Raw genomic sequence first — 20524 nt, 5'->3', positions numbered from 1 at the left:
AGGGAAAGTCGTTTTTTTATGGCGTTTTTGAGAACACTAACGTATAGAACAAGGAGGGCGTTATGAAAAAATTATGTGTAATGCTAACAATGATATGCTCTATCTTTTCCTTTTTTCCAAGTTATTCTTTGGCAAAAGAATCGAATGAACAACTTTTAGAAAGTGCGCTATTAAATCGATATTATTCTGTGATAAGACAAGTGACAGAAGACCAATATGAATGTGCTTCAGTTATAAATATAAAGCGTCTCAGCAAGAATGGTGAGTTCGTTCCTAGATATGAAGTGACGCTACAATTTCTTACATTTCAAGGAGCACATAATCCGCCGAATGATAAAGTTACGCTTACTTTAGAAGATTATTTAGATCACGTAAGGATAAAGAAAGTGGAGCGAGAAAAGAATGTTTCTGGTGCTATTGCAGAAAAGGTTTGTGAAAGGGAAAAAGAAAAAATAAAAGCTCACTCTACTGATTCAGAGTAATAACCTATGACATTTAGTAAAGAAAGGTAATGAGCGATGGATATATTTTTAGCGATTTTACCAGCTATATTTTGGGGAAGTATTGTGCTATTTAACGTAAAACTGGGCGGGGGGCCTTATAGTCAAACGCTCGGTACAACGTTTGGCGCACTTATTTTCTCGATTGTTGTTTATATTTTTATGAAACCAGTGTTGACCCCAACTGTTATCGGAGTTGGAATTGTGTCAGGCTTATTTTGGGCGCTTGGTCAGGCGAATCAATTAAAAAGTATTGATTTAATGGGCGTTTCGAGAACGATGCCGATTTCAACGGGACTTCAATTAGTTTCGACGACTTTATTTGGAGTTATCGTATTTCATGAGTGGTCCACAACAATATCAGTCGTCCTTGGTGTATTGGCGCTTGTGTGTATTATTATCGGTGTTATTTTAACATCGCTTCAAAGTGAAGAAGAAAAGAATGCAGAGCAAGCGGGGAATTTTAAAAGGGGCATTATCATTTTATTAATTTCAACAGTCGGTTATTTAGTTTATGTAGTAGTGATTAGACTATTTAACGTAGATGGTTGGTCAGCTTTGTTACCACAAGCAGTTGGTATGGTGTTAGGAGGGATTTTGCTTACTTTTAAACATCATCCATTTAATAAATATGCAATACGAAATATTATTCCAGGATTAATTTGGGCAGCTGGAAATATGTTTTTATTCATTTCACAGCCGCGTGTTGGAGTGGCAACAAGTTTCTCGCTATCGCAAATGGGAATTATTATTTCGACACTTGGCGGGATTCTTATATTAGGTGAAAGAAAAACGAAACGCCAATTAACGGGTATTGTTGTCGGTATCGTTTTTATTATTGCAGCCGGAATTATGCTAGGTATAGCAAAAAGTTAAAGGAGGTATGGGAATGTATAACGATTTAGCAGGAAAGGTTGTCGTTATTACAGGATCAGCAACTGGTCTTGGGAGAGCGATGGGAATAAGGTTTGCCAAGGAGAAAGCGAAAGTGGTTATTAACTATCGCTCACGGGAGTCAGAAGCGCATGATGTATTAGAAGAAATTAAAAAAGTAGGCGGAGAAGCGATTGCTGTAAAAGGTGATGTGACGGTTGAATCTGATGTTGTGAACCTCATTCAATCTGCTGTGAAAGAGTTTGGTACGCTTGACGTTATGATTAATAATGCAGGGATAGAAAATGCGGTACCGTCGCATGAAATGCCACTTGAAGATTGGAATAAAGTAATTAATACAAATTTAACAGGCGCTTTTTTAGGAAGCCGTGAAGCGATTAAATATTTTGTAGAACACGATATTAAAGGATCTATCATTAACATGTCGAGTGTTCATGAGAAAATTCCGTGGCCGCTATTCGTGCATTATGCAGCCAGTAAGGGTGGTATGAAACTAATGACAGAAACGTTAGCGATGGAATATGCACCAAAAGGTATTCGAGTAAATAATATTGGACCAGGTGCAATTAATACGCCGATCAATGCAGAAAAGTTTGCTGATCCTAAAAAACGTGCTGACGTAGAAAGTATGATACCGATGGGCTACATTGGAAAACCAGAAGAAATTGCAGCAGTAGCAACTTGGCTCGCTTCGTCAGAGGCGAGTTATGTAACTGGAATTACGCTATTTGCAGATGGCGGAATGACATTATATCCATCGTTTCAAGCTGGACGTGGGTAATAGAAAAGGACGAAGAGATAAAACTCTTCGTCCTTTTTTTACCAAAAAAATAGCGGCCAGCTATTTTAAATTTAGTGATTCATTGTATCTTGAAGATATTCTGTTGCTTGATGTTCAGAAACATTTTGTACGAGTGCAACTTCACTAATCATCATTTTTCGGGCGTTATCTAGCATTTGTTTTTCGCTCGCATTTAAAGCTCTCTCTTTATTGCGGCGAAGTAAATCCCGAACAACTTCTGCACTATCTTGCAGATTGCCGTTTTTCATTTTTTCCATATTCATTGTATATCTTTGTTTCCAGGAAAGTGATGTATCTGATTCCCCGTTTTGAAATTCAAGAAGTATATCATCTAACGTACCTTTATCTACGATATAACGAATACCTGATTTTTGTAATTGATCCATCGGAAGCATTACTTGCATATCTTTACTAATGATACGTATTACACAATATTGACGTATTGTTCCTAATATTTCTTTCTCTTCAATGGCTTCGATGACTCCTGCGCCGTTCATTGGATAAACGATTTTATCACCAATTTGAAACAAATCATCCACCTCCATATGTGGTAACCATCTTTAATGATAGCATAAGTGGATGAAAATGTCAAATTTTATATAATACCATAATAATTATATTAGAGTCAATAAGTAGAAGCTCTTTATATATATATTTTTTTTTGCTTTTATTTATGGATGATTTTTTTAGAAAAATAGTACAGGTGGAGAAAGGAGGCATATCCACTTATTTTTAAGCATAAAATGTAAAATCGCTAATACAATATACCTAAATCCGTTCTTTGCAAAGGAGGGAGAGAAGGTGGGGCGCACAATAAAAATTGATATTACAAATAAAGTGGTAGCTAAATTTAGACCAGATTATTTGGAATTGTATACGAGTAAATTTATGATAGGTAAGTTTTATGTCTATACTGAAGGTAAACAATATGTGTTAGAAGACGGATATATATATGAAGACGGAAAATTTTATCGCATCATAGATACGCACCGTGGCAATAATCAAGCGGCGGAGGGCTGCGATCTAGGATGGTGTTAACATGATTCGTGTGAAAGTATTTGATGAAAGTCACGAGAAAGACTTAGAAGATGCTGTAAATGTGTTTTTGAAAAAGATTGATGATAGTAATTTTGTAGATATTAAGTACCAAGTCGGTGTTTCCATTAACGATGACGAAAACCAAATTTATTGTTTTTCAGCAATGATCGTTTATAAAGCATAAAAAAGAGCTGGATGAGCCAGCTCTTTTTTATGCTTTATGTTGGGACAACATGTGTCGGTAATACGTTCATAATGGATTGAGTTGTGCCTAATTTCTTTTTCGCTAAAAGAGGCTCCCCTGTTTCATGGTTTTGGGCATCTGTACACATACCAAGGTGATAGCGATCACCTAAAAATGGATCGATATAAAAACCGTTTTTGAATACTTTATCATTCGGATGTTTTTCATGGTGAATGTCAGAGCAATTAATGCAATAGAACATAGCTTTCATCCCCTTTTTATTTTTGTTTGAAAAAAGTGAGTTGGTAGTCATTTCGCTCCTAAGGAAATGTTGAGGAGAAGAGAAATAACTACCTACTCAAATGGTGGGCATATTCCTTCTGATTTTTCATATCTCGCGTAGTGTCCCTGAGGGAAGGAGGAGAGACGAAATACGCATGATATACGTAAGGCACTTCTTTCAAGATGAATGATGGAGTTTCATGTTGAGAGAAGTTTTTATTTTTTGTTGCCTTTGTGAGTATATTATGAGGGAATGCTCAGAGGGTGTTTGTCCTGTTGAAAAAATGTTGAGAATTTCTCAACAGTAAAAAATAACTAGCGTTGACATGAAACTAAAAGGTGTTATATTATCTAAATGTAACCAAAAGGTGTTGTATTTTATCGCTGAATAAAGGAGAAAGAAAATGGAACAACAAAATACATTAACTGATATTAAACAAACGATCGTTTTTAACGCGTCTATTCAAAAGGTATGGAATGTAGTATCAACTGCAGAAGGGATTGCGTCATGGTTTATGCCGAATGATTTTGTATTAGAGGTAGGACATGAATTTCATGTGCAATCGTCATTTGGGCCATCACCATGTAAAGTGCTAGAAATCGATGAGCCAAACCACCTATCTTTCTCATGGGATACAGATGGCTGGGTCGTTTCATTTCATTTAAAAGACCTAGGAGATAATAAAACAGAATTTACGTTAATTCACGGCGGCTGGAAACATCCTGATGAAATTCTTCCGAAAGCGAATGCGAAGAGCTCTATTATTCGCGATAGAATGAATGGTGGATGGGTAGCGATTGTAAATGAAAAACTGAAAAAGGTTGTCGAAGGATAAGTGTCCTCATCAGCAGCGAAATATGATGTATTTCAAGCAATTGCTGACCCAACCCGCCGAGAAGTAATACGGTTATTAAGTGATAAAGAGTTACCGATTTCCAAAATAACGGATCACTTTCCGATGAGTCGTACTGCTGTTGTAAAGCACCTTCATATTCTTTCAGAAGCGAATTTAGTAAGCGGAAGAAAGAGCGGAAGAGAGAAGATATATCGCTTGCATCCAGAGCCATTAGAGGAATTACAACAGTGGCTCTCATATTATGAACGTTTTTGGGATAATAAATTGTCCATGTTGAAACATATTGTGGAGAATGAAGAGTAAAAAAGGATGACCGAAATGGTCATCCTTTTTATTATTGCTCACTTGTTTGTGTAGCTGGCTTCAATAAAAGCCAAGCGATAATTAATGTACATACTGCTAATACGAAAGTGCTCATATAAATGACGTGTACACTTGCTGCTAGTGCGGATTGTGATTCAGTGGCTACACTTGCTGTAGTTCCGCCGTGTCCGCCAGATACAAGATCGAGGTTTTTAATGCCGCGTGCATGAATCATCGTATTAAAGATGGTTCCAAAGATTGCCGCGCCTAGTGTTTGACTAAATGTATTAATAAATGTGTTTAAACCAACGGCTGTTCCACGTGTATGAGCTGGTACGGCTGCTTGAATTGTTACCATGTAAATCGGTGTCACAAGCCCCATTCCTAAGCCGAATAATCCGACTGCTACATAAATAAGGAACGATGGTGAATTTGTTGATAATGTAAATAATAAGAACGTAGCGACTGATAAAATGCTAGCTCCAAGTAAAATGATTTGTTTCGTTTTTAATTTGCCTACTAAGTTACCGGAGAAAATAGCACCAAATGTCCACATAACAGGAATTGGCATTAAAATAAGTCCAGCTTCAGTCGCATTTTTTCCTAATACACCTTGGCTCCAAATTGGAAGGTACATTGTAATACTAATAATCATTGCGCCAGCGATAAGCGTTAATATATTTATCGTAGATAATGTACGGTTAGAGAAAAGTGCTAGCGGAATTAATGGTTCCGGAGATTTTTTCTCGATGAATAAGAAAATAATGAATGAAACGACGGCGAAAATTAATAGGCCGATAATTGTTACATCTCCCCAGTTTTGCTTACTGCTACCTGTTAATAATGCGTATAGTAGAGCAATCGTACTTAGTGAGAATACTGTTGCACCAAGATAGTCGATATGGTGCTTAGCAGGCTTAATAGATTCTTTGTAATAAATTGCAATCATTAAGCAAGCGATAATTCCAAATGGAACGTTTAAGAAGAAAATATAACGCCAAGAAAGAGAATCAACTAAAAATCCGCCGACTAATGGTCCGATAACACCTGAGACGCCCCAAACGGCACTCATCCAGCCTTGTGCTTTCGCGCGGTCTTTCGCTTCGCTATATAAGTCTCCAATAATCGTCATTGTGATTGGCATAACAGCACCAGCACCGATACCTTGAAGAGCGCGGAAGAAGATCAATTGTTCCATTGATGTAACGACACCGCAAAGTGCAGAACCGACTAAAAAGATTGTAGCTCCAATAAGTAAAACTTTTTTACGGCCAAATAAATCAGCTAGCTTTCCGTATATTGGAGTTGAAACCGCTGTGGCAAGCATGTAAATTGCGTAAACCCAGCTAACAAGTTCAACGCCTGACAAATCACTCGTTATACGAGGGATTGCTGTACTAACAATCGTTCCTTCTACTGCAGAAAGAAACGTCATTAGCATTAAAGACATCATGACTTTTTTTCTCATATGTTTTCCCCTTACCCTTTTTCAAATATTCAACAATATAAAATATAAAGGTACTAAGGTATATAAAGCAACAAAAAAGCAATGGGAAGTTACATGGAGCAGATATTTGTCGCTTCTTGTCGGTAAGTCGATATATTTGAGAAATCGCCGATAATAGTTTCATGTACCTATAAAAAAAGAAACAGGAATCCCTGTTTCTCAGTTTAATATTGCATTTTTGCATTTTCTCCAGCTGTTGTTCCGGCAATTCTACCAGTAACGAGAGCAGATGTAATGTTATAGCCACCAGTATAACCGTGAATATCAAGAACTTCCCCGCAGAAATATAAGCCGTTCGTGAATTTAGAAGACATTTCTTTTGGGTTAATTTCTTTAACAGATACACCGCCGCCAGTAACGAATGCTTTTTCAATTGACTGCGTACCATTTACATTTACAGTAAATTCTTTAAAGTCTTTCACAAGTGCACGAATTTTTTCATGAGAAACTTGTCCAGCTTGTTCGCTACCGTCAATTTCATTTTTTTCTAATAAGAATAGGAAGTAACGTTCAGGTACATAACCTTTTAACACGTTTTTAATTCCTTTTTTCGGATCTTCTTTCATTTGTTTCAGCATGCGCTGGAATAGTTGTTCACTATTTTCTTCTGGCAATGCATCGATGCTCATTTGCACTGTATTCGTTTTGAACTTCTTCAGTGCTTTTACAACGAATTGACTACAGCGAAGGGCAGCAGGACCAGATAAACCGAAGTGAGTGAAGAGCATGTCCATTTTGTGAGAAATGATAGCTTTTCCTTTCGGATTTAATACGCTTAAGTTTACGTCTCGTAAAGCAAGACCTTGCAGTGAACGGTCTTGAATAAATGGTTCGTTTGAAAGGATTGGTACTTCTGTTGGGAATAATTCTGTAATTGTATGTCCAGCTTTTTTAGCCCAAGCATATCCGTCGCCAGTAGAACCAGTTTGAGGAACAGATTTTCCGCCAACAGCGATAACGACGTGATTTGTTTCTAGCACTTCGCCAGTTTTTAGTACGACTGCTTTCGTTTGACCATTTTCATATTCAATCGTTTCAACAGGTGTATTCGTGCGGATCTTTACACCTAAATCTTTTAATCGTGTTAAAAGTGCGTCTACTACCGATTGCGCTTTATTTGAAACAGGGAACATGCGGCCATGATCCTCTTCTTTCAGTTTTACACCAAGATTTTCGAAGAATGTAATAATATCTTCATTATTAAAAATAGAAAAAGCGCTGTATAAGAAGCGGCCATTTCCTGGTATATGTTTAACAATCTCATCAAGTGGTAGACGGTTCGTTACGTTACAGCGACCGCCACCAGAAATTGCAAGTTTACGCCCTAGTTTATTTCCTTTATCAAGAAGTAAGACACTTGCGCCTTCTTCTGCAGCACCGATTGCAGCCATTAGCCCAGAAGGCCCGCCGCCGATGACAATAACATCATAATGCATAATATATCGACCTCATTTTCTACATTTCCTGCCTAAAAGAATAGCATGTTTTCCCTTAAAAGAAAAATAGAGTGAAGTACTGCTTAAGGAGAGAATTGTGGTACAATACAAAAGTTAGAGTTCAGCACTATCCTGCTATTTGTGGGCCATAGGACTAAAACCTTAAGAGTTAAGGGAAGTCTAATAGTTCTCGAATGCTCGAATAGTAAATTAATTATAGTTTCACTTTATGTAGATGTAGGAGGATTTTTGTATGTCCGATTCGAAATTTCTGCGCGGAACGCTCATCGTTACGTTAGGGACATTTTTAGTGAAGTTCTTAGGCATGATTTACGTCTTTCCGTTTCATGCATTAGTAGGGACAGAAGGCGGAACGCTCTATACATATGGATACATTCCATATACGATCTTTTTAAGTATTGCAACGGCAGGGGTGCCGCTTGCTGTTTCAAAATTCGTTTCCAAATATAATGCGCTTGGCGATTATAAAACGAGCCGGAGAATGTTCCGCTCGGGAATGGTTATGATGATAGTAACAGGAGTTCTTTCATTCCTAGTACTGTACATGACGGCGCCGTTGTTTGCAGAAGCAATGCTTGGTAAACAGAGTGTACACAGTAATATAGGAGAAGTTACGACGATTATTCGTCTTGTAAGTTTTGCGCTTATTGTTGTGCCGGCAGCAAGTTTAATTCGTGGTTATTTCCAAGGTCACCAATCGATGGGACCAACTACTGTTTCGCAAATTATTGAACAAATTATTCGTATCGTCTTTTTATTAGCGGGTAGTTTTATCGTTATTAAAGTACTTGGCGGTACAGTTGCAACAGCAGTTGGGGTAGCGACATTTGCTGCATTCGTTTCAGCAGTTGGAGCGCTCGGTGTACTCATTTGGTACTGGCTAAAACGTAAAAAACATTTGGATCAATATTTAATTGAACAAACTGTACCAGAATCGACAGTGAGTACTGTTCAATTATTTAAAGAATTATTTGCATATGCGATTCCTTACGTTGTAATTGGGTTAACAATTCCTTTATATCAACAAATTGATACATTGACATTTAACTCAATTATGCAAGCGATTGGTCAAGGTGATATTGCAGAGCGAGCGCTTGGGATTTTCACAATGTGGACGCATAAATTAATTATGATTCCTGTATCACTTGCGACAGCGTTTAGTTTGACGCTTGTACCAGCGATTACAAAATCATTTACTGAAAAGCAATACCGTTATTTAAAGTTACAAATTACACAAACATTCCAGGCAAATATGTTCTTAACATTGCCAGCGGTTGTCGGTATATCATCACTTGCATATCCGATTTATACTGCATTTTACGATTCAGATCCATTAGGTGGACAAGTATTAATGTGGTATGCACCGGTTGCGTTGTTATTTGCTTTATTTACGGTAACAGCGGCAATTCTGCAAGGTATTAACCAACAAAAGCATGCGATTATCGCACTTATAATGGGGGTTATTTTGAAATTTGTATGTAACGTAATCTTTATTCGTTATTTCGGTACAGTAGGGGCAATTCTAGCAACAGCTGTTGGTTTCTTAGCTTCTGTTTGGTACACAAATCAACAAATTAAAAAATACGCACACTATTCATTCGGTGTTGTATATAAGAGAACATTCCAAATTGCAGTATTAACATTTGTAATGGTTGTGGTCGTAAAACTATCACAATGGATTCTATCCTTCATGATTTCGCCGGATGGCCGAATTGGCGCTCTTATTACAGTTGCGATTTGTGCAGGTCTTGGCGGCCTTGTTTACGGATTGTTAGCGATTCGCACAGGAGTACTTGAAAGAGTATTTGGCGGGGAAGCGTTAGAGAAGATCCAACGTAAACTTGGCAATAGATTCAAAATAAAGTTGAAATCAAAAGGGGCGTAATTACGTCCCCTTTTCTATGATAAATAAAGAAGGTGAAAAACGTGAGATTAGATAAATTATTAGCAAATATGGGATATGGTAGTAGAAAAGAAGTAAAGAAATTATTGAAAGACGGCGTTGTGAAAATTGATGGAATATCGGTGAAAGATGCAAAGGTTCATGTAAATGTAGAAGAACAAGAAGTTATGATTCACGGTGAAGTTGTGGAATATAAAGAGTTTGTTTACTTAATGATGCATAAACCACAAGGCGTTATTTCAGCGACAGAAGATGATAATCATGAAACGGTAATAGATTTATTAGAGTTAGAAGATGCGATTTTTAATCCGTTCCCAGTGGGAAGACTTGATATTGATACAGAAGGTTTCTTATTAATAACAAATGACGGGAAGTTATCACATCAATTGTTATCTCCGAAAAAGCATGTGCCGAAAAAATATTATGCACACGTTGCAGGAGTAGTAACAGAAGAGGATGTAAAAGAGTTTGCTAAAGGTGTTATTTTAGATGATGGCTATGAGACAAAGCCAGGTGCGCTTACAATATTAAAAAGCGATGATATTTCTGAAATCGAGCTTGTCATTACAGAAGGAAAGTTCCATCAAGTGAAGCGTATGTTTGAAGCGGTAGGGAAAAAAGTAGTCTACTTAAAGAGAACAGAGATGGGCCCGTTAGTGTTAGATGAAGAGCTAGAACTTGGACAATACCGAGAGTTAACAGATGAAGAAGTAGAGATGTTAAAAACATATCAAGTAGATACTGAGAAATAGTGCTATTTTTAGGCGCAGAAAAGACCCCTTTCTAATGAGTTAGAAAGGGGTATGTATTTATTTACATACAATTATTTTTCGTTATGAGGTCATTCTCACTTTCTTTCCTGTTGTTGTCCACTTACCGCGGCAAGGGCTATACACGAGTTCATTAAACTGCAACACATTTAGATCACGTTGTATCGTTCGCGGTGTGATCCCGAACTCATCTACAAGGTCTTTCGTCGTTACCGTTCCGTTTTCATTGATGTACATATAAATTGATTTAATGCGTGTTAGCATACGAGTAGTTGTAGGTTTCAAGAGAAAACCACTCCTCTACTAGTTTTTTTGACCCCATTCAGGAAAGAAGGTCGTTACTACCATTGTACTCTACATGATAAAATTCATGCTTTAATCTACTTAAATTTTACAGAAATTTAACAAATATTCATATAGAAAAATATTGGTAGTTGACATTTTATATATGGTCAGTCAACTAACACATAAAATTCTACGTAAAACGCCAAATTCCTGCAAATTTTTTTGAAAAAATAAAAGAAAAACTAATGAGAAATATCTGAAATATTACAATTGTTCGGTATTTAGTTTTCGTGTATGGCATAAGAGATTTTGGTTTGTTATGATGAAAGAAACAATATAGTGAAGGATGGATGCGTGATGTCAGCAATTAATTGGACAGAAGAAGTTGCAAAACGAAAAGATGATTTAATTCGTGATACACAACAATTTTTACAAATTAAAAGTGTATGGGAAGAAGAGTCGGCAAAAGAGGGCGCACCGTTCGGTGAAGGTGTAGAAAAAGCTTTATCTTTCATGTTACATAAAGGAGAAACGGAAGGTTTTACTTCTAAAAATTTAGAAGGGTATGCAGGTCACCTTGAAATGGGACAAGGTGAAGAATTAGTAGGTATTCTTTGTCACGTTGACGTTGTACCAGAAGGAGATGGTTGGACGACTCCTGCATATAGTGCAGACATTCGCGATGGAAAGATTTTTGCACGTGGTGCAATTGACGATAAAGGCCCAACGATGGCAGCTTATTATGCGATGAAAATTGTGAAAGAATTAGGTTTACCTCTTTCAAAACGCGTTCGTATGATTTTAGGAACAGATGAGGAAAGCAATTGGAAATGTGTAGATCACTACTTTAAAAACGAAGAAATGCCAACAATCGGTTTTGCGCCAGACGCGGACTTTCCAATTATTAATGCAGAAAAAGGAATTTCTGATATACAAGTTGTGCAAAATGGTAGTGAAGAGAAGAAAGGTGCATATGAACTTGTTTCATTTGAGTCAGGTCGCCGTTTAAATATGGTTCCTGATTTTGCAGAAGCGGTTGTTACAGGAGAAGATGTAAATGCCCTTACTGTAGCATATGAAGAGTATTTACAAACTGCTAAAAAAATAGGTGAAGCAATTGTAGAAGGTAATACGGTGACATTGCAAATTAAAGGGATTTCAGCTCACGGATCTACTCCTGAAAAAGGAGAAAATGCAGGTTTATTATTGGCAAACTTTTTAACGAAAGTTGCTCTTGATGGAAAAGCAAATGCATTTGCAACGTTTGCAACAGAAACATTTACTGGTGATATTTTTGGAGAAAAGGCTACGATTGCTTATAAAGATGAAGTTAGCGGTCCATTGACAGTGAATGTTGGTCGCCTTTCTTATACGAAAGAGAATGGTGGCAATTTAGGATTAAACGTACGTTATCCAGTTACGACTAACTTTGAAGAAATGATTGCAAAGTTAAAAGAATATGTAGGTACTCATGGATTTGCAGTAGCGGATTATTCGAACTCTCGCCCGCATCACGTTGATAAAGATCACGTATTAATTCGTACGTTGCAGCGTGTATACGAAGAGCAAACAGGTGAAAAAGCAGAACTATTAGCAATCGGCGGCGGTACTTACGCTCGTTCATTAAAAGCTGGTGTTGCATTTGGCCCATTGTTCCCTGGAAAAGAAGAACTTGCACATCAAAAAGACGAGTATATTGAAATTGAGGACTTATTAAAAGCAACAGCAATTTATGCGCAAGCAATTCATGAATTAGCGAAATAATGGATATATAAATAATGACCGCTCTCTATTTTGGAGGGCGGCTTCTTTTTACCTGAATGAGATAAGAAAGAAAAGCAACAATAGAAAGAAGGAGAAGATGTACATGGAGCCACATTATTTTGTCGCGATTACGTTACCAAATCATATAAAAGAAGTGCTGTCTAACTATAGAGAGGAAATGCAGGAGGAATTACCATTTCGTTCGTGGGTACATAAAGAAGACTATCATATTACCCTTTCATTTTTAGGTAGTGCGACAGAGGAACAATTAGAAGGAATAAAGAATGGATTACAAACACTTATAGAAACGAAAGAACTATCGTTCACATTACAAGGGTTTTCAACGTTTGGTATGGAAGACAGACCGCGTATTTTTTGGGCAAAGGTAAGCGAGAATCAAGATTTGTTTCCATTACAAAAGCAAGTACACGCTATTTGTGAAGGGAATGGATTTTCTTTAGAAACGCGCCCGTATCATCCGCATATTACTGTTGCTCGTAAATGGGTAGGAGAAAAAAGGTTTGTTTTAGAACATATAAAGGAAGTGCCTGAAATATCATTTCAAGCGGATACGATTACTTTATACGAATCTCACGTGAAAGAAGCGCCGAAGTATAAAGCGATTGCTGAAATAAAATTACAAAAATAGAATGTATGAAAACGTTTTTTATACAGGTGAATATACTATAAAGAACAATGTGTTACTGTATAGGGCTTCGCTGATAAGAAAAGCCTTATCATTTGCAGCTCGTTTCATTTTAACTTTAAGAATGATGGTGATTTTTTATGTTGAAAGTAAAACGTCCATTTGATGCCTATTTAGATGAAATGAATAAAATTACAATTTTGCTCCCACATGCGTATGGAACAAGTCGGACATTTCGTTTGCAAGAAGGAAGTAACGTGAAAGATTTACCGATTGCTCATACAATTGCGCTTCCGGATGCAACGAAGTATGAGTGCTTTATAGAAGAGCCGCTAGATGTGGGGAAGTATTATACAGTACGAGATGAACGGAATGAAGAAACAGATTTACAAATAGGTGCTGTCATAAGAACAGAGATTTTCGATGAAAAGTATTATTACGAAGGTACAGATTTAGGGGCTGTATATCAAAAAGAAGCAACTACATTTAAAGTATGGGCTCCAACTGCGAGGCTTGCGAAAGTAAGAATTTATAAAAGTGATAAAGAATATACCGATCACGAAATGCACAGAGAAGAAAATGGGGTATGGGCTCATACATTACAAGGCGATTTAGCCGGGAAAAAGTATACATTTCTTGTTTGTATTAATTTAATATGGAATGAAGCTGTGGATCCTTACGCAAAGTCAGTGACTGTAAATGGGAAGTACGGTGTTATTATTGATTTGGAAAAAACAAATGTTACAAAGCGAGGGCAATTACCACTATTACAAGCAATGACAGATGCTATATTGTATGAACTGCATATTCGTGATGCTACTATTCATGAGGGCAGTGGAGTGAGTAAAAAAGGAACATATAAAGGGCTAATGGAAGAAGGAACAAAAGGACAAAATGGGACGTTAACAGGTTTGTCTCATATAAAAGATTTGGGTGTTACACATGTTGAATTATTGCCTTTATATTGTTTCGGTGGTGTAGATGAGGCGAATCCTTCTTCTGCATATAATTGGGGTTACAATCCATTATATTACAACGCGCCAACGGGGTTTTATGCTACAAATCCTTCTGACCCGCATAACAGAATCGTAGAGTGTAAGCAACTGATTGAAACATTTCATGAACACGGCATTAGGGTGATTATAGATGTTGTATATAATCATGTGTATGAAAGAGAGCTATCATCATTTGAAAAGCTCGTCCCAGGATATTATTTTCGTCATGGTGAAAATGGTATGCCTTCTAATGGGACGGGAGTCGGAAATGATATAGCATCTGAACGGAAAATGATGAGGAAATTCATTGTAGAGTCTATTTTATATTGGCTTACGGAATACAATGTTGATGGATTCCGGTTCGACTTAATGGGGATTTTAGATGTCGATACAATAAATATAATAGAAAAAGAAGTGCGAAACATAAAGCGAGATGCATTGCTATTAGGAGAAGGGTGGGATCTGCAAACACCACTTCCTCTAGAGAAAAAAGCAACGTTAAATAATGCAAACAAAATGCCGCATATTGCGCAATTTAATGATCAATTTCGTGATGGGATAAAGGGAAGTACCTTTCATATAAATAAACGTGGTTTTGCATTTGGTGGGCATGTAGACCGTAATCATTTGCAGTATATAGCATCAGGAAGCCTTTTGAGTATGAAAGAAACAGGTTTGTTTCTAGAGCCTGTGCAAAGCATTAACTATGTAGAATGTCATGACAATATGACGATGTGGGATAAACTAATGCGCAGTAATGAAGAGTCGGAAGAGATTTTGAAAAAACGTCACGTGCTAGCAACTGCAATGGTGATTCTGTCGCAAGGCATCCCTTTCTTACATGCTGGGCAAGAGTTTTATCGTACGAAGCAAGGGAATGAAAATAGTTATAATGCAAATGATGAAATTAATCAATTAGATTGGGATCGAAAAGAGAAAGAAATAGAGACTGTTAACTATATAAAAGGTTTAATTGCGATTCGTAAAGAGCACGGAGCATTCCGATTACAAAAAGCAGACTTAATAACAAAGTACATGACCTTTTTGCAAACATCTCCAGAAGTACTTGCATATCACTTAGAGCACGTAGAATCGTTTGGACCGTGGAAAGAGATTGTCGTTTTATTTAATAGCAGTTTAGAAGCGAAAACGGTGCAACTTCCGAAAGAAGAAACGTGGCATGTGTTAGTAAACGAAAAGCAAGCAAAAATAGAGGCAATTTCTTCATTTAGAGGAAAGGAACTTAGGCTCTCTCCAATTAGCACGTATATATTGACGATAATGTGACAAATCGCTACTTGACGGTGAGAATGTAATAAATGTAGAATTGACAAAGGTGACGATTTTGATAAGTTGTCATTCTATGGATGGTTTTGTAAAATAAAATAGAGAGTTTTTGGCTTATGCCAAATTTTCTTTTCATTTACAGTAAAATATATATGAATCCACAACATGTGTAGAAATGTTGCGGTTTTTCTTTTCATAACTATAAAAGATAAGGATTTGTTAACGGGTAATGAATATGGAATGGTTGGAACAATTATTAGGAAAAGAGTGGAGTCTTGTACCGGCTGGTGGAGTAACGGGCGATGCATATATTGCGCAAAACGGACAACAGAAGTTATTTTTAAAGCGGAATACATCGCCCTTTTTAGCGGTATTGTCAGCAGAAGGAATTGTTCCAAAATTACTTTGGACAAGAAGGGTAACGAACGGTGATGTAATTTCTGCTCAAAAATGGCTTCCGGGACAGAAGCTAGAGCCAGAGGATATGAAACTAGAACGTGTTGCGAAACTTTTGAAGAAAATACACTCCTCTAAAGCACTTGTGCAGATGATTCAGAGACTTGGGAAGCAGCCGCTTCACGCACAAGAGTTATTACAACAACTGCAACTTGTTTTAAGAGGAGATATAAGGGATGAGGAAACAATTCAGCAAGGTCTTCAATATTTAATGGATTCATTAAAAGACATTGAATACAACGAATTTGTTGTATGCCATTGTGATGTAAACCATAACAATTGGCTATTGTCGGATGAAGATGAGTTGTTTTTAATTGATTGGGATGGAGCTGTAATTGCTGACCCAGCTTTAGACCTCGGTATGTTATTATATTGGTACATTCCGCGCCAAGAATGGAGTGAGTGGCTCGGTTATTATGATATTGAAATGGATGAATCACTGCTTAAACGTATGAGATGGTATGTGATAGCGCAAACGATTTTATCTATTCAATGGCATACAACAAAAAAGCAGCAAGCAGAAGCTGAATATTGGCATCAATATTTACAGCAACTACTTGCTTCAGAGTAATACTTAAGAAAAATTGTCCATTCCAGCAATCCACTGAGTAAGTTGTTCTTGATTATTGGAAATGTGGTTGTCCAAATTAGAGGAAGATTTACCCGATTGACTATAAGAATATACATCGTTTAGCATTGCTTTAGCGTCACTACTTATATTATCGTTTGCGAGTAACGATTGAATGAGACGCTCTAATTGCTCGCATTCAGAAACTGTCCCGCAACAATCACTTTGGTGATTGACTAAAATATCTTTCAGCACTTCTAATTGATGTTGTTGATTAATTGGCATGAACGGATCATCCTTTCGATTGTTTTTCTCTTCTTAGAAAAGTAAGAGAAAAAGCTGTTTCGTCATGGAATGTTTAATGCTGTATGTAGTTTTTATCAAAATGGTACATCTTATACTTGAAAGAAACGGACCGAGTGCTCGTACGTACTTGGTTTTTTGTTTGGTAGATTGATTAAAACAGAAAGAAGGAATTATTCCTTTAAAATAGCTATGTAAAGAGAGGGAAACATCTATGCGTTTAAGACATAAACCATATGCAATGGATCGAATTAATGAGTATTCACATATCGTAATCGGAAACCCAGAGGAGCGCGCTGGTAACTGGAAAGAAGTATTTGGAAATGAACAACCAATTCACATTGAAGTAGGTACAGGTCGTGGCCGCTTTATGTATGATATGGCAAAAGCAAATCCTCATATTAATTATATTGGAATTGAAAAATTCACAAGTGTTGTTGTAGATGCACTTGATAAATTAATTGAAGAAGAATTACCGAACTTGAAATTAATTAATAAAGATGCTGAAGATTTAACAGTGTTCTTTGCAAAAGGTGAGATTGATCGCGTTTATTTAAACTTCTCAGATCCATGGCCAAAGAAACGTCATACGAAGCGTCGTTTAACGTATAAAACGTTTTTACGAAATTATGAAGAAGTGTTAGTAGAAGGCGGAGAAATTCATTTCAAAACAGATAACCAAGGTTTATTTGAATATTCTCTTATGAGTATGGCTGAGTATGGTATGTTACTAACTTACTTAAGCTTAGATCTTCATAACAGCGACTTTGAAGGTAACATTATGACTGAGTACGAAGAGAAATTCTCTAGTAAAGGTCATCGCATTTACCGAGTAGAAGCAAAATATCGTACAGAGCCTATGCAGTAATGCATAGGTTTTTTTATATCTAAAATAATCAGAATTTTATGTTAGTATTGTAAGGAAAGGGGGATGAAAAATGGAACAGTTACAAATTGGAGATATAAAAGTGACGTGGCTAAAAGGTGGGAACACACATTTAGATGGAGGAGCAATGTTTGGCGTTGTACCGAAAGTACTTTGGTCACGTAAATATAAACATAATGATACAAATCATATTTATTTACGAACAGATCCGTTACTTTTGCAAACGAAAGACGGTAATATGCTCATTGATTCTGGAATAGGAAACGGTAAATTGAATGAGAAGATGAAGCGAAATCAAGGTGTAACAGAAGAATCATCGGTTTATGAATCATTAGAAAAACTAGGATTAAAGCCTGAAGATATCCACTACGTTTTAATGACGCATCTTCATTTTGATCATGCATCTGGTTTAACAAAAGGGGAAAGTGATCACCTTGTACCAGCGTTTCCGAACGCGAAAGTTTACGTAAGTGAAACAGAGTGGAATGAAATGAGGAACCCAAATATTAGATCACGTAATACATATTGGAAGGAAAATTGGGAGCCGATTGTAGATCAAGTTGTTACATTCCAGCAAGAAATAGAAATTACAGATGAAATAAAAATGGCGCATACAGGTGGTCATAGTGATGGACATGCAGTTATTGCTTTAGAAAGCCAAGGGGAAACGATGCTTCATTTAGCAGACCTATTGCCGACGCACGCACATCAAAATGTACTATGGGTAATGGCATACGATGATTATCCAATGACATCGATTGAAAATAAGCAAAAGTGGATGAAGTATGGCGCTGAAAACGATGCTTGGTTTACGTTTTATCATGACGCGTATTACCGTGCAGTAAAGTGGAATGAGGAAGGGCATATTGTAGAAAAGATAGAGAGAAAAACGAGTATAGAAGCATAAAAAGAGCAGGTTGTTCCAGAATATTTGCTGGAGCGACCTCTTTTTTATTGTCGGCTTTTGTCGGTAAGTCGATATAAATGGAGTTGCGCCGATATAAATGAGGAATCGCTGATATAAAAGGAGTTGCGCCGATATATTCGAAAAATCGCCGATATAAATTCAATTACTACCCACAATTAAAAAATAAGAGGTTCACCTAATGGGAACCCTCCTGTTTATGCTGCTATAACCTCTAAAACAGTACCTGTTTTAGCATCAACTAAAAATTCAAATCGTTCTTGTATATCATCTAACATCGTTGTAAGACCGCCGCGATATACTTCATACGCGACATCATATTTTTCAAATGTCTCTGGTACCATATGTACCCAAGAGCCAGTAATTTCACCTTTATGACTTAATGCTTGTTTCACCATTTTCAATGCTTTTTCTGAAGAAATATGGGATTGTTCTTGTACTTTGTTTGCAACGAAATAACCAGCTGCGAACCCAACGCCAAGACCTGCTACTAAACCTTTCCAGCTCATATATTCACCTCAATTCTATAAAATAAAAATAGTGTACCGATAATAATTATAAAGCAAATACAGCTAAAAAAGAAGAAACTAGAAACATTTCGAAAATTTCGTTACAATAAAAGAGGTATTCTACTAAGGTTTGAAAGAAGGGGACTTCGTGAATAAAGAGACATTACAATTATTTCGTACGTTAACAGAATTACAAGGTGCATCAGGTTTTGAACATGATGTGCGCCGTTTTATGAAGCAAGAATTAAGCAAATATGCAGATGAAATTGTACAAGACGGTTTAGGTAGCGTATTTGGTCTGAAAAAAGGGGACGAAACTGGCCCGCGTGTTCTTGTAGCAGGTCATATGGATGAAGTAGGTTTCATGATTACGCAAATTACGAAAAACGGAATGCTTCGTTTTCAACCATTAGGCGGCTGGTGGAGCCAAGTTCTATTAGCGCAACGTGTACAAGTTATGACGAAGAATGGTCCTGTTATCGGGGTTGTTGGTTCTATTCCTCCTCATTTATTAAGTGACGCGCAACGTGCAAAACCGATGGATATAAAAAATATGTTAATTGATATAGGTGCAGATAGCTATGAAGATGCGATTGAGATTGGTGTAAAACCAGGACAACAAATCGTGCCAATCTGCCCGTTTACGCCGATGGCAAACGAAAAGAAAATTATGGCGAAAGCTTGGGACAACCGTTACGGATGTGGCCTTGCAATCGAATTACTAAAAGAATTAAAAGACGAAACATTACCAAACACATTATACTCTGGTGCGACTGTACAAGAAGAAGTTGGTCTTCGCGGTGCGCAAACTGCTGCAAATATGATTCAACCAGACATTTTCTATGCGCTTGATGCAAGTCCAGCCAACGATGCATCTGGTGACAAAACACAGTTCGGTCAATTAGGAAAAGGTGCTCTTCTTCGTATTTATGACCGTACGATGGTAACGCATAGAGGAATGCGTGAATTCATTTTAGATACAGCAGAAACAAACAACATTCCGTACCAATACTTTATTTCACAAGGTGGTACAGATGCGGGCCGTGTACATACAAGTAATTCAGGTATCCCATCAGCAGTAATTGGTGTTTGCGCACGTTACATTCATACACATGCTTCTATTTTACATGTTGATGATTATGCGGCAGCAAAAGAGCTAATTACGAAGCTTGTAAGAGTAACAGATAAAACGACGTTAGAGACAATTAAGAATAACGCGTAAGGAGGAAGGGCGAAAACCCCTTCTTTTTTTAGGTTGAATAGATGCTCGAGCGATGTATGGTAGCGGTTAGTGCCTAATTAGTGTTCGAATGATGTATTAAGATCCCGAGTATGAAGAGAGAGGTAGGCTGTTTTTGTGTAGAGGTCCGCAATGTTACTCGATCACCTCTTCTTTTTAGAGT

The 20524-nt window shown here is 37.1% G+C and carries 23 protein-coding genes; 16 read left to right on the top strand and 7 right to left on the bottom strand.

Annotation, left to right across the window (positions count from 1 at the left end; genetic code table 11):
* Positions 1–62: 62 nt before the first annotated feature.
* The 3 genes from ACVWY7_RS03360 to ACVWY7_RS03350 are packed head-to-tail and all read left to right on the top strand — an operon-like array spanning position 63 to position 2175.
* Complete coding sequence (locus ACVWY7_RS03360) at positions 63–482, top strand: DUF3888 domain-containing protein (RefSeq protein ID WP_000732108.1); 420 nt, start codon at positions 63–65, stop codon at positions 480–482.
* Positions 483–518: 36 nt separating this feature from the next.
* Positions 519–1376: a glucose uptake protein GlcU gene (glcU, locus tag ACVWY7_RS03355; protein ID WP_000350858.1), complete on the top strand. Its 858-nt coding sequence runs from the start codon at positions 519–521 to the stop codon at positions 1374–1376.
* 13 nt (positions 1377–1389) lie between these two features.
* On the top strand, positions 1390–2175 hold the full coding sequence (locus ACVWY7_RS03350) for a glucose 1-dehydrogenase (protein WP_212114050.1): 786 nt from the start codon (positions 1390–1392) through the stop codon (positions 2173–2175).
* Positions 2176–2246: 71 nt separating this feature from the next.
* Here the strand turns inward: ACVWY7_RS03350 and ACVWY7_RS03345 are convergent, their stop codons facing one another.
* Positions 2247–2741 (bottom strand): CarD family transcriptional regulator, encoded by a 495-nt coding sequence (locus ACVWY7_RS03345; RefSeq protein WP_001982618.1) that lies wholly within the window; start codon positions 2739–2741, stop codon positions 2247–2249.
* Between the two features lie 256 nt (positions 2742–2997).
* Between ACVWY7_RS03345 and ACVWY7_RS03340 the strand changes: the two genes are divergently transcribed.
* Entirely contained in the window at positions 2998–3234 is a 237-nt protein-coding gene (locus ACVWY7_RS03340) for a DUF2553 family protein (protein WP_000533800.1), read from the top strand.
* A gap of 1 nt (position 3235) precedes the next feature.
* Entirely contained in the window at positions 3236–3418 is a 183-nt protein-coding gene (locus tag ACVWY7_RS03335; protein ID WP_000621751.1) for a sporulation protein Cse60, read from the top strand.
* Positions 3419–3452: 34 nt separating this feature from the next.
* Here the strand turns inward: ACVWY7_RS03335 and ACVWY7_RS03330 are convergent, their stop codons facing one another.
* Positions 3453–3680 carry a DUF3973 domain-containing protein gene (locus ACVWY7_RS03330; protein ID WP_000498995.1) on the bottom strand — a complete coding sequence of 76 codons (228 nt, stop codon included), beginning with the start codon at positions 3678–3680 and terminating at the stop codon, positions 3453–3455.
* Positions 3681–4104: 424 nt separating this feature from the next.
* Between ACVWY7_RS03330 and ACVWY7_RS03325 the strand changes: the two genes are divergently transcribed.
* A complete protein-coding gene (locus ACVWY7_RS03325) occupies positions 4105–4536 on the top strand; it encodes an SRPBCC family protein (RefSeq protein WP_000437779.1) in 432 nt (143 codons plus the stop codon).
* A complete protein-coding gene (locus ACVWY7_RS03320; protein WP_000098837.1) occupies positions 4537–4860 on the top strand; it encodes an ArsR/SmtB family transcription factor in 324 nt (107 codons plus the stop codon).
* Positions 4861–4891: 31 nt separating this feature from the next.
* Here ACVWY7_RS03320 and ACVWY7_RS03315 read toward each other — a convergent pair whose 3' ends face one another.
* Together ACVWY7_RS03315 and ACVWY7_RS03310 are read right to left on the bottom strand one after the other, a co-directional pair.
* A complete protein-coding gene (locus ACVWY7_RS03315; protein WP_456523665.1) occupies positions 4892–6328 on the bottom strand; it encodes an MDR family MFS transporter in 1437 nt (478 codons plus the stop codon).
* A 203-nt stretch (positions 6329–6531) separates the two neighbouring features.
* Positions 6532–7803, bottom strand: a complete 1272-nt coding sequence (locus tag ACVWY7_RS03310) for a BaiN/RdsA family NAD(P)/FAD-dependent oxidoreductase (RefSeq protein WP_000558883.1) — start codon at positions 7801–7803, stop codon at positions 6532–6534.
* A gap of 253 nt (positions 7804–8056) precedes the next feature.
* Between ACVWY7_RS03310 and ACVWY7_RS03305 the strand changes: the two genes are divergently transcribed.
* Both ACVWY7_RS03305 and ACVWY7_RS03300 read left to right on the top strand, forming a co-directional pair.
* On the top strand, positions 8057–9709 hold the full coding sequence (locus ACVWY7_RS03305; protein ID WP_001284045.1) for a putative polysaccharide biosynthesis protein: 1653 nt from the start codon (positions 8057–8059) through the stop codon (positions 9707–9709).
* A 41-nt stretch (positions 9710–9750) separates the two neighbouring features.
* On the top strand, positions 9751–10479 hold the full coding sequence (locus ACVWY7_RS03300) for a pseudouridine synthase (RefSeq protein WP_001234935.1): 729 nt from the start codon (positions 9751–9753) through the stop codon (positions 10477–10479).
* Between the two features lie 81 nt (positions 10480–10560).
* Here the strand turns inward: ACVWY7_RS03300 and ACVWY7_RS03295 are convergent, their stop codons facing one another.
* The gene (locus ACVWY7_RS03295) at positions 10561–10782 is read right to left on the bottom strand and encodes a DeoR family transcriptional regulator (RefSeq protein WP_000805512.1); all 222 of its coding nucleotides are present in this window, start codon (positions 10780–10782) and stop codon (positions 10561–10563) included.
* A gap of 357 nt (positions 10783–11139) precedes the next feature.
* Between ACVWY7_RS03295 and pepV the strand changes: the two genes are divergently transcribed.
* The 4 genes from pepV to ACVWY7_RS03275 all read left to right on the top strand — a co-directional run bounded on the left by pepV (position 11140) and on the right by ACVWY7_RS03275 (position 16501).
* Positions 11140–12546 (top strand): dipeptidase PepV, encoded by a 1407-nt coding sequence (gene pepV / locus ACVWY7_RS03290; RefSeq protein WP_001274264.1) that lies wholly within the window; start codon positions 11140–11142, stop codon positions 12544–12546.
* 103 nt (positions 12547–12649) lie between these two features.
* Positions 12650–13195, top strand: a complete 546-nt coding sequence (gene thpR, locus ACVWY7_RS03285) for an RNA 2',3'-cyclic phosphodiesterase (protein ID WP_000433234.1) — start codon at positions 12650–12652, stop codon at positions 13193–13195.
* Between the two features lie 137 nt (positions 13196–13332).
* Positions 13333–15474, top strand: a complete 2142-nt coding sequence (pulA, locus tag ACVWY7_RS03280; RefSeq protein ID WP_260857883.1) for a type I pullulanase — start codon at positions 13333–13335, stop codon at positions 15472–15474.
* Between the two features lie 229 nt (positions 15475–15703).
* Positions 15704–16501: a phosphotransferase family protein gene (locus ACVWY7_RS03275; protein WP_001055736.1), complete on the top strand. Its 798-nt coding sequence runs from the start codon at positions 15704–15706 to the stop codon at positions 16499–16501.
* Between the two features lie 3 nt (positions 16502–16504).
* Here the strand turns inward: ACVWY7_RS03275 and ACVWY7_RS03270 are convergent, their stop codons facing one another.
* Positions 16505–16783, bottom strand: coding sequence for a YtzH-like family protein (locus ACVWY7_RS03270; protein WP_001122234.1), 279 nt, complete (start codon positions 16781–16783; stop codon positions 16505–16507).
* Between the two features lie 232 nt (positions 16784–17015).
* Here ACVWY7_RS03270 and trmB point away from each other — a divergent pair, with 232 nt between their 5' ends.
* Together trmB and ACVWY7_RS03260 are read left to right on the top strand one after the other, a co-directional pair.
* Positions 17016–17669, top strand: a complete 654-nt coding sequence (gene trmB, locus ACVWY7_RS03265; RefSeq protein ID WP_001239380.1) for a tRNA (guanosine(46)-N7)-methyltransferase TrmB — start codon at positions 17016–17018, stop codon at positions 17667–17669.
* A 70-nt stretch (positions 17670–17739) separates the two neighbouring features.
* Positions 17740–18594: a YtnP family quorum-quenching lactonase gene (locus tag ACVWY7_RS03260; RefSeq protein ID WP_144507873.1), complete on the top strand. Its 855-nt coding sequence runs from the start codon at positions 17740–17742 to the stop codon at positions 18592–18594.
* Positions 18595–18809: 215 nt separating this feature from the next.
* Here the strand turns inward: ACVWY7_RS03260 and ACVWY7_RS03255 are convergent, their stop codons facing one another.
* Positions 18810–19121, bottom strand: coding sequence for a PepSY domain-containing protein (locus tag ACVWY7_RS03255; RefSeq protein WP_000118537.1), 312 nt, complete (start codon positions 19119–19121; stop codon positions 18810–18812).
* 148 nt (positions 19122–19269) lie between these two features.
* Here ACVWY7_RS03255 and ACVWY7_RS03250 point away from each other — a divergent pair, with 148 nt between their 5' ends.
* Entirely contained in the window at positions 19270–20343 is a 1074-nt protein-coding gene (locus ACVWY7_RS03250) for a M42 family metallopeptidase (RefSeq protein ID WP_033682685.1), read from the top strand.
* Positions 20344–20524: the final 181 nt, after the last annotated feature.

Source organism: Bacillus sp. TE9106W (assembly GCF_054062215.1).
Note: the sequence above shows the minus strand (reverse complement) of the source record. Positions and strands in the feature narration are given on the sequence as shown.

Excerpts from the sequence above, each read along its gene's own strand:
- ACVWY7_RS03255 (WP_000118537.1), bottom strand. The coding sequence starts at position 19,121 with ATGAGCTGGAAAGGTTTAGTAGCAGGTCTTGGCGTTGGGTTCGCAGCT.
- pulA (WP_260857883.1), top strand. The coding sequence starts at position 13,333 with ATGTTGAAAGTAAAACGTCCATTTGATGCCTATTTAGATGAAATGAAT.
- trmB (WP_001239380.1), top strand. The coding sequence starts at position 17,016 with ATGCGTTTAAGACATAAACCATATGCAATGGATCGAATTAATGAGTAT.
- ACVWY7_RS03305 (WP_001284045.1), top strand. The coding sequence starts at position 8,057 with ATGTCCGATTCGAAATTTCTGCGCGGAACGCTCATCGTTACGTTAGGG.
- ACVWY7_RS03275 (WP_001055736.1), top strand. The coding sequence starts at position 15,704 with ATGAATATGGAATGGTTGGAACAATTATTAGGAAAAGAGTGGAGTCTT.
- ACVWY7_RS03310 (WP_000558883.1), bottom strand. The coding sequence starts at position 7,803 with ATGCATTATGATGTTATTGTCATCGGCGGCGGGCCTTCTGGGCTAATG.
- ACVWY7_RS03315 (WP_456523665.1), bottom strand. The coding sequence starts at position 6,328 with ATGAGAAAAAAAGTCATGATGTCTTTAATGCTAATGACGTTTCTTTCT.
- ACVWY7_RS03360 (WP_000732108.1), top strand. The coding sequence starts at position 63 with ATGAAAAAATTATGTGTAATGCTAACAATGATATGCTCTATCTTTTCC.
- glcU (WP_000350858.1), top strand. The coding sequence starts at position 519 with ATGGATATATTTTTAGCGATTTTACCAGCTATATTTTGGGGAAGTATT.
- ACVWY7_RS03330 (WP_000498995.1), bottom strand. The coding sequence starts at position 3,680 with ATGTTCTATTGCATTAATTGCTCTGACATTCACCATGAAAAACATCCG.
- ACVWY7_RS03260 (WP_144507873.1), top strand. The coding sequence starts at position 17,740 with ATGGAACAGTTACAAATTGGAGATATAAAAGTGACGTGGCTAAAAGGT.
- pepV (WP_001274264.1), top strand. The coding sequence starts at position 11,140 with ATGTCAGCAATTAATTGGACAGAAGAAGTTGCAAAACGAAAAGATGAT.
- ACVWY7_RS03335 (WP_000621751.1), top strand. The coding sequence starts at position 3,236 with ATGATTCGTGTGAAAGTATTTGATGAAAGTCACGAGAAAGACTTAGAA.
- thpR (WP_000433234.1), top strand. The coding sequence starts at position 12,650 with ATGGAGCCACATTATTTTGTCGCGATTACGTTACCAAATCATATAAAA.
- ACVWY7_RS03325 (WP_000437779.1), top strand. The coding sequence starts at position 4,105 with ATGGAACAACAAAATACATTAACTGATATTAAACAAACGATCGTTTTT.
- ACVWY7_RS03345 (WP_001982618.1), bottom strand. The coding sequence starts at position 2,741 with ATGGAGGTGGATGATTTGTTTCAAATTGGTGATAAAATCGTTTATCCA.
- ACVWY7_RS03350 (WP_212114050.1), top strand. The coding sequence starts at position 1,390 with ATGTATAACGATTTAGCAGGAAAGGTTGTCGTTATTACAGGATCAGCA.
- ACVWY7_RS03270 (WP_001122234.1), bottom strand. The coding sequence starts at position 16,783 with ATGCCAATTAATCAACAACATCAATTAGAAGTGCTGAAAGATATTTTA.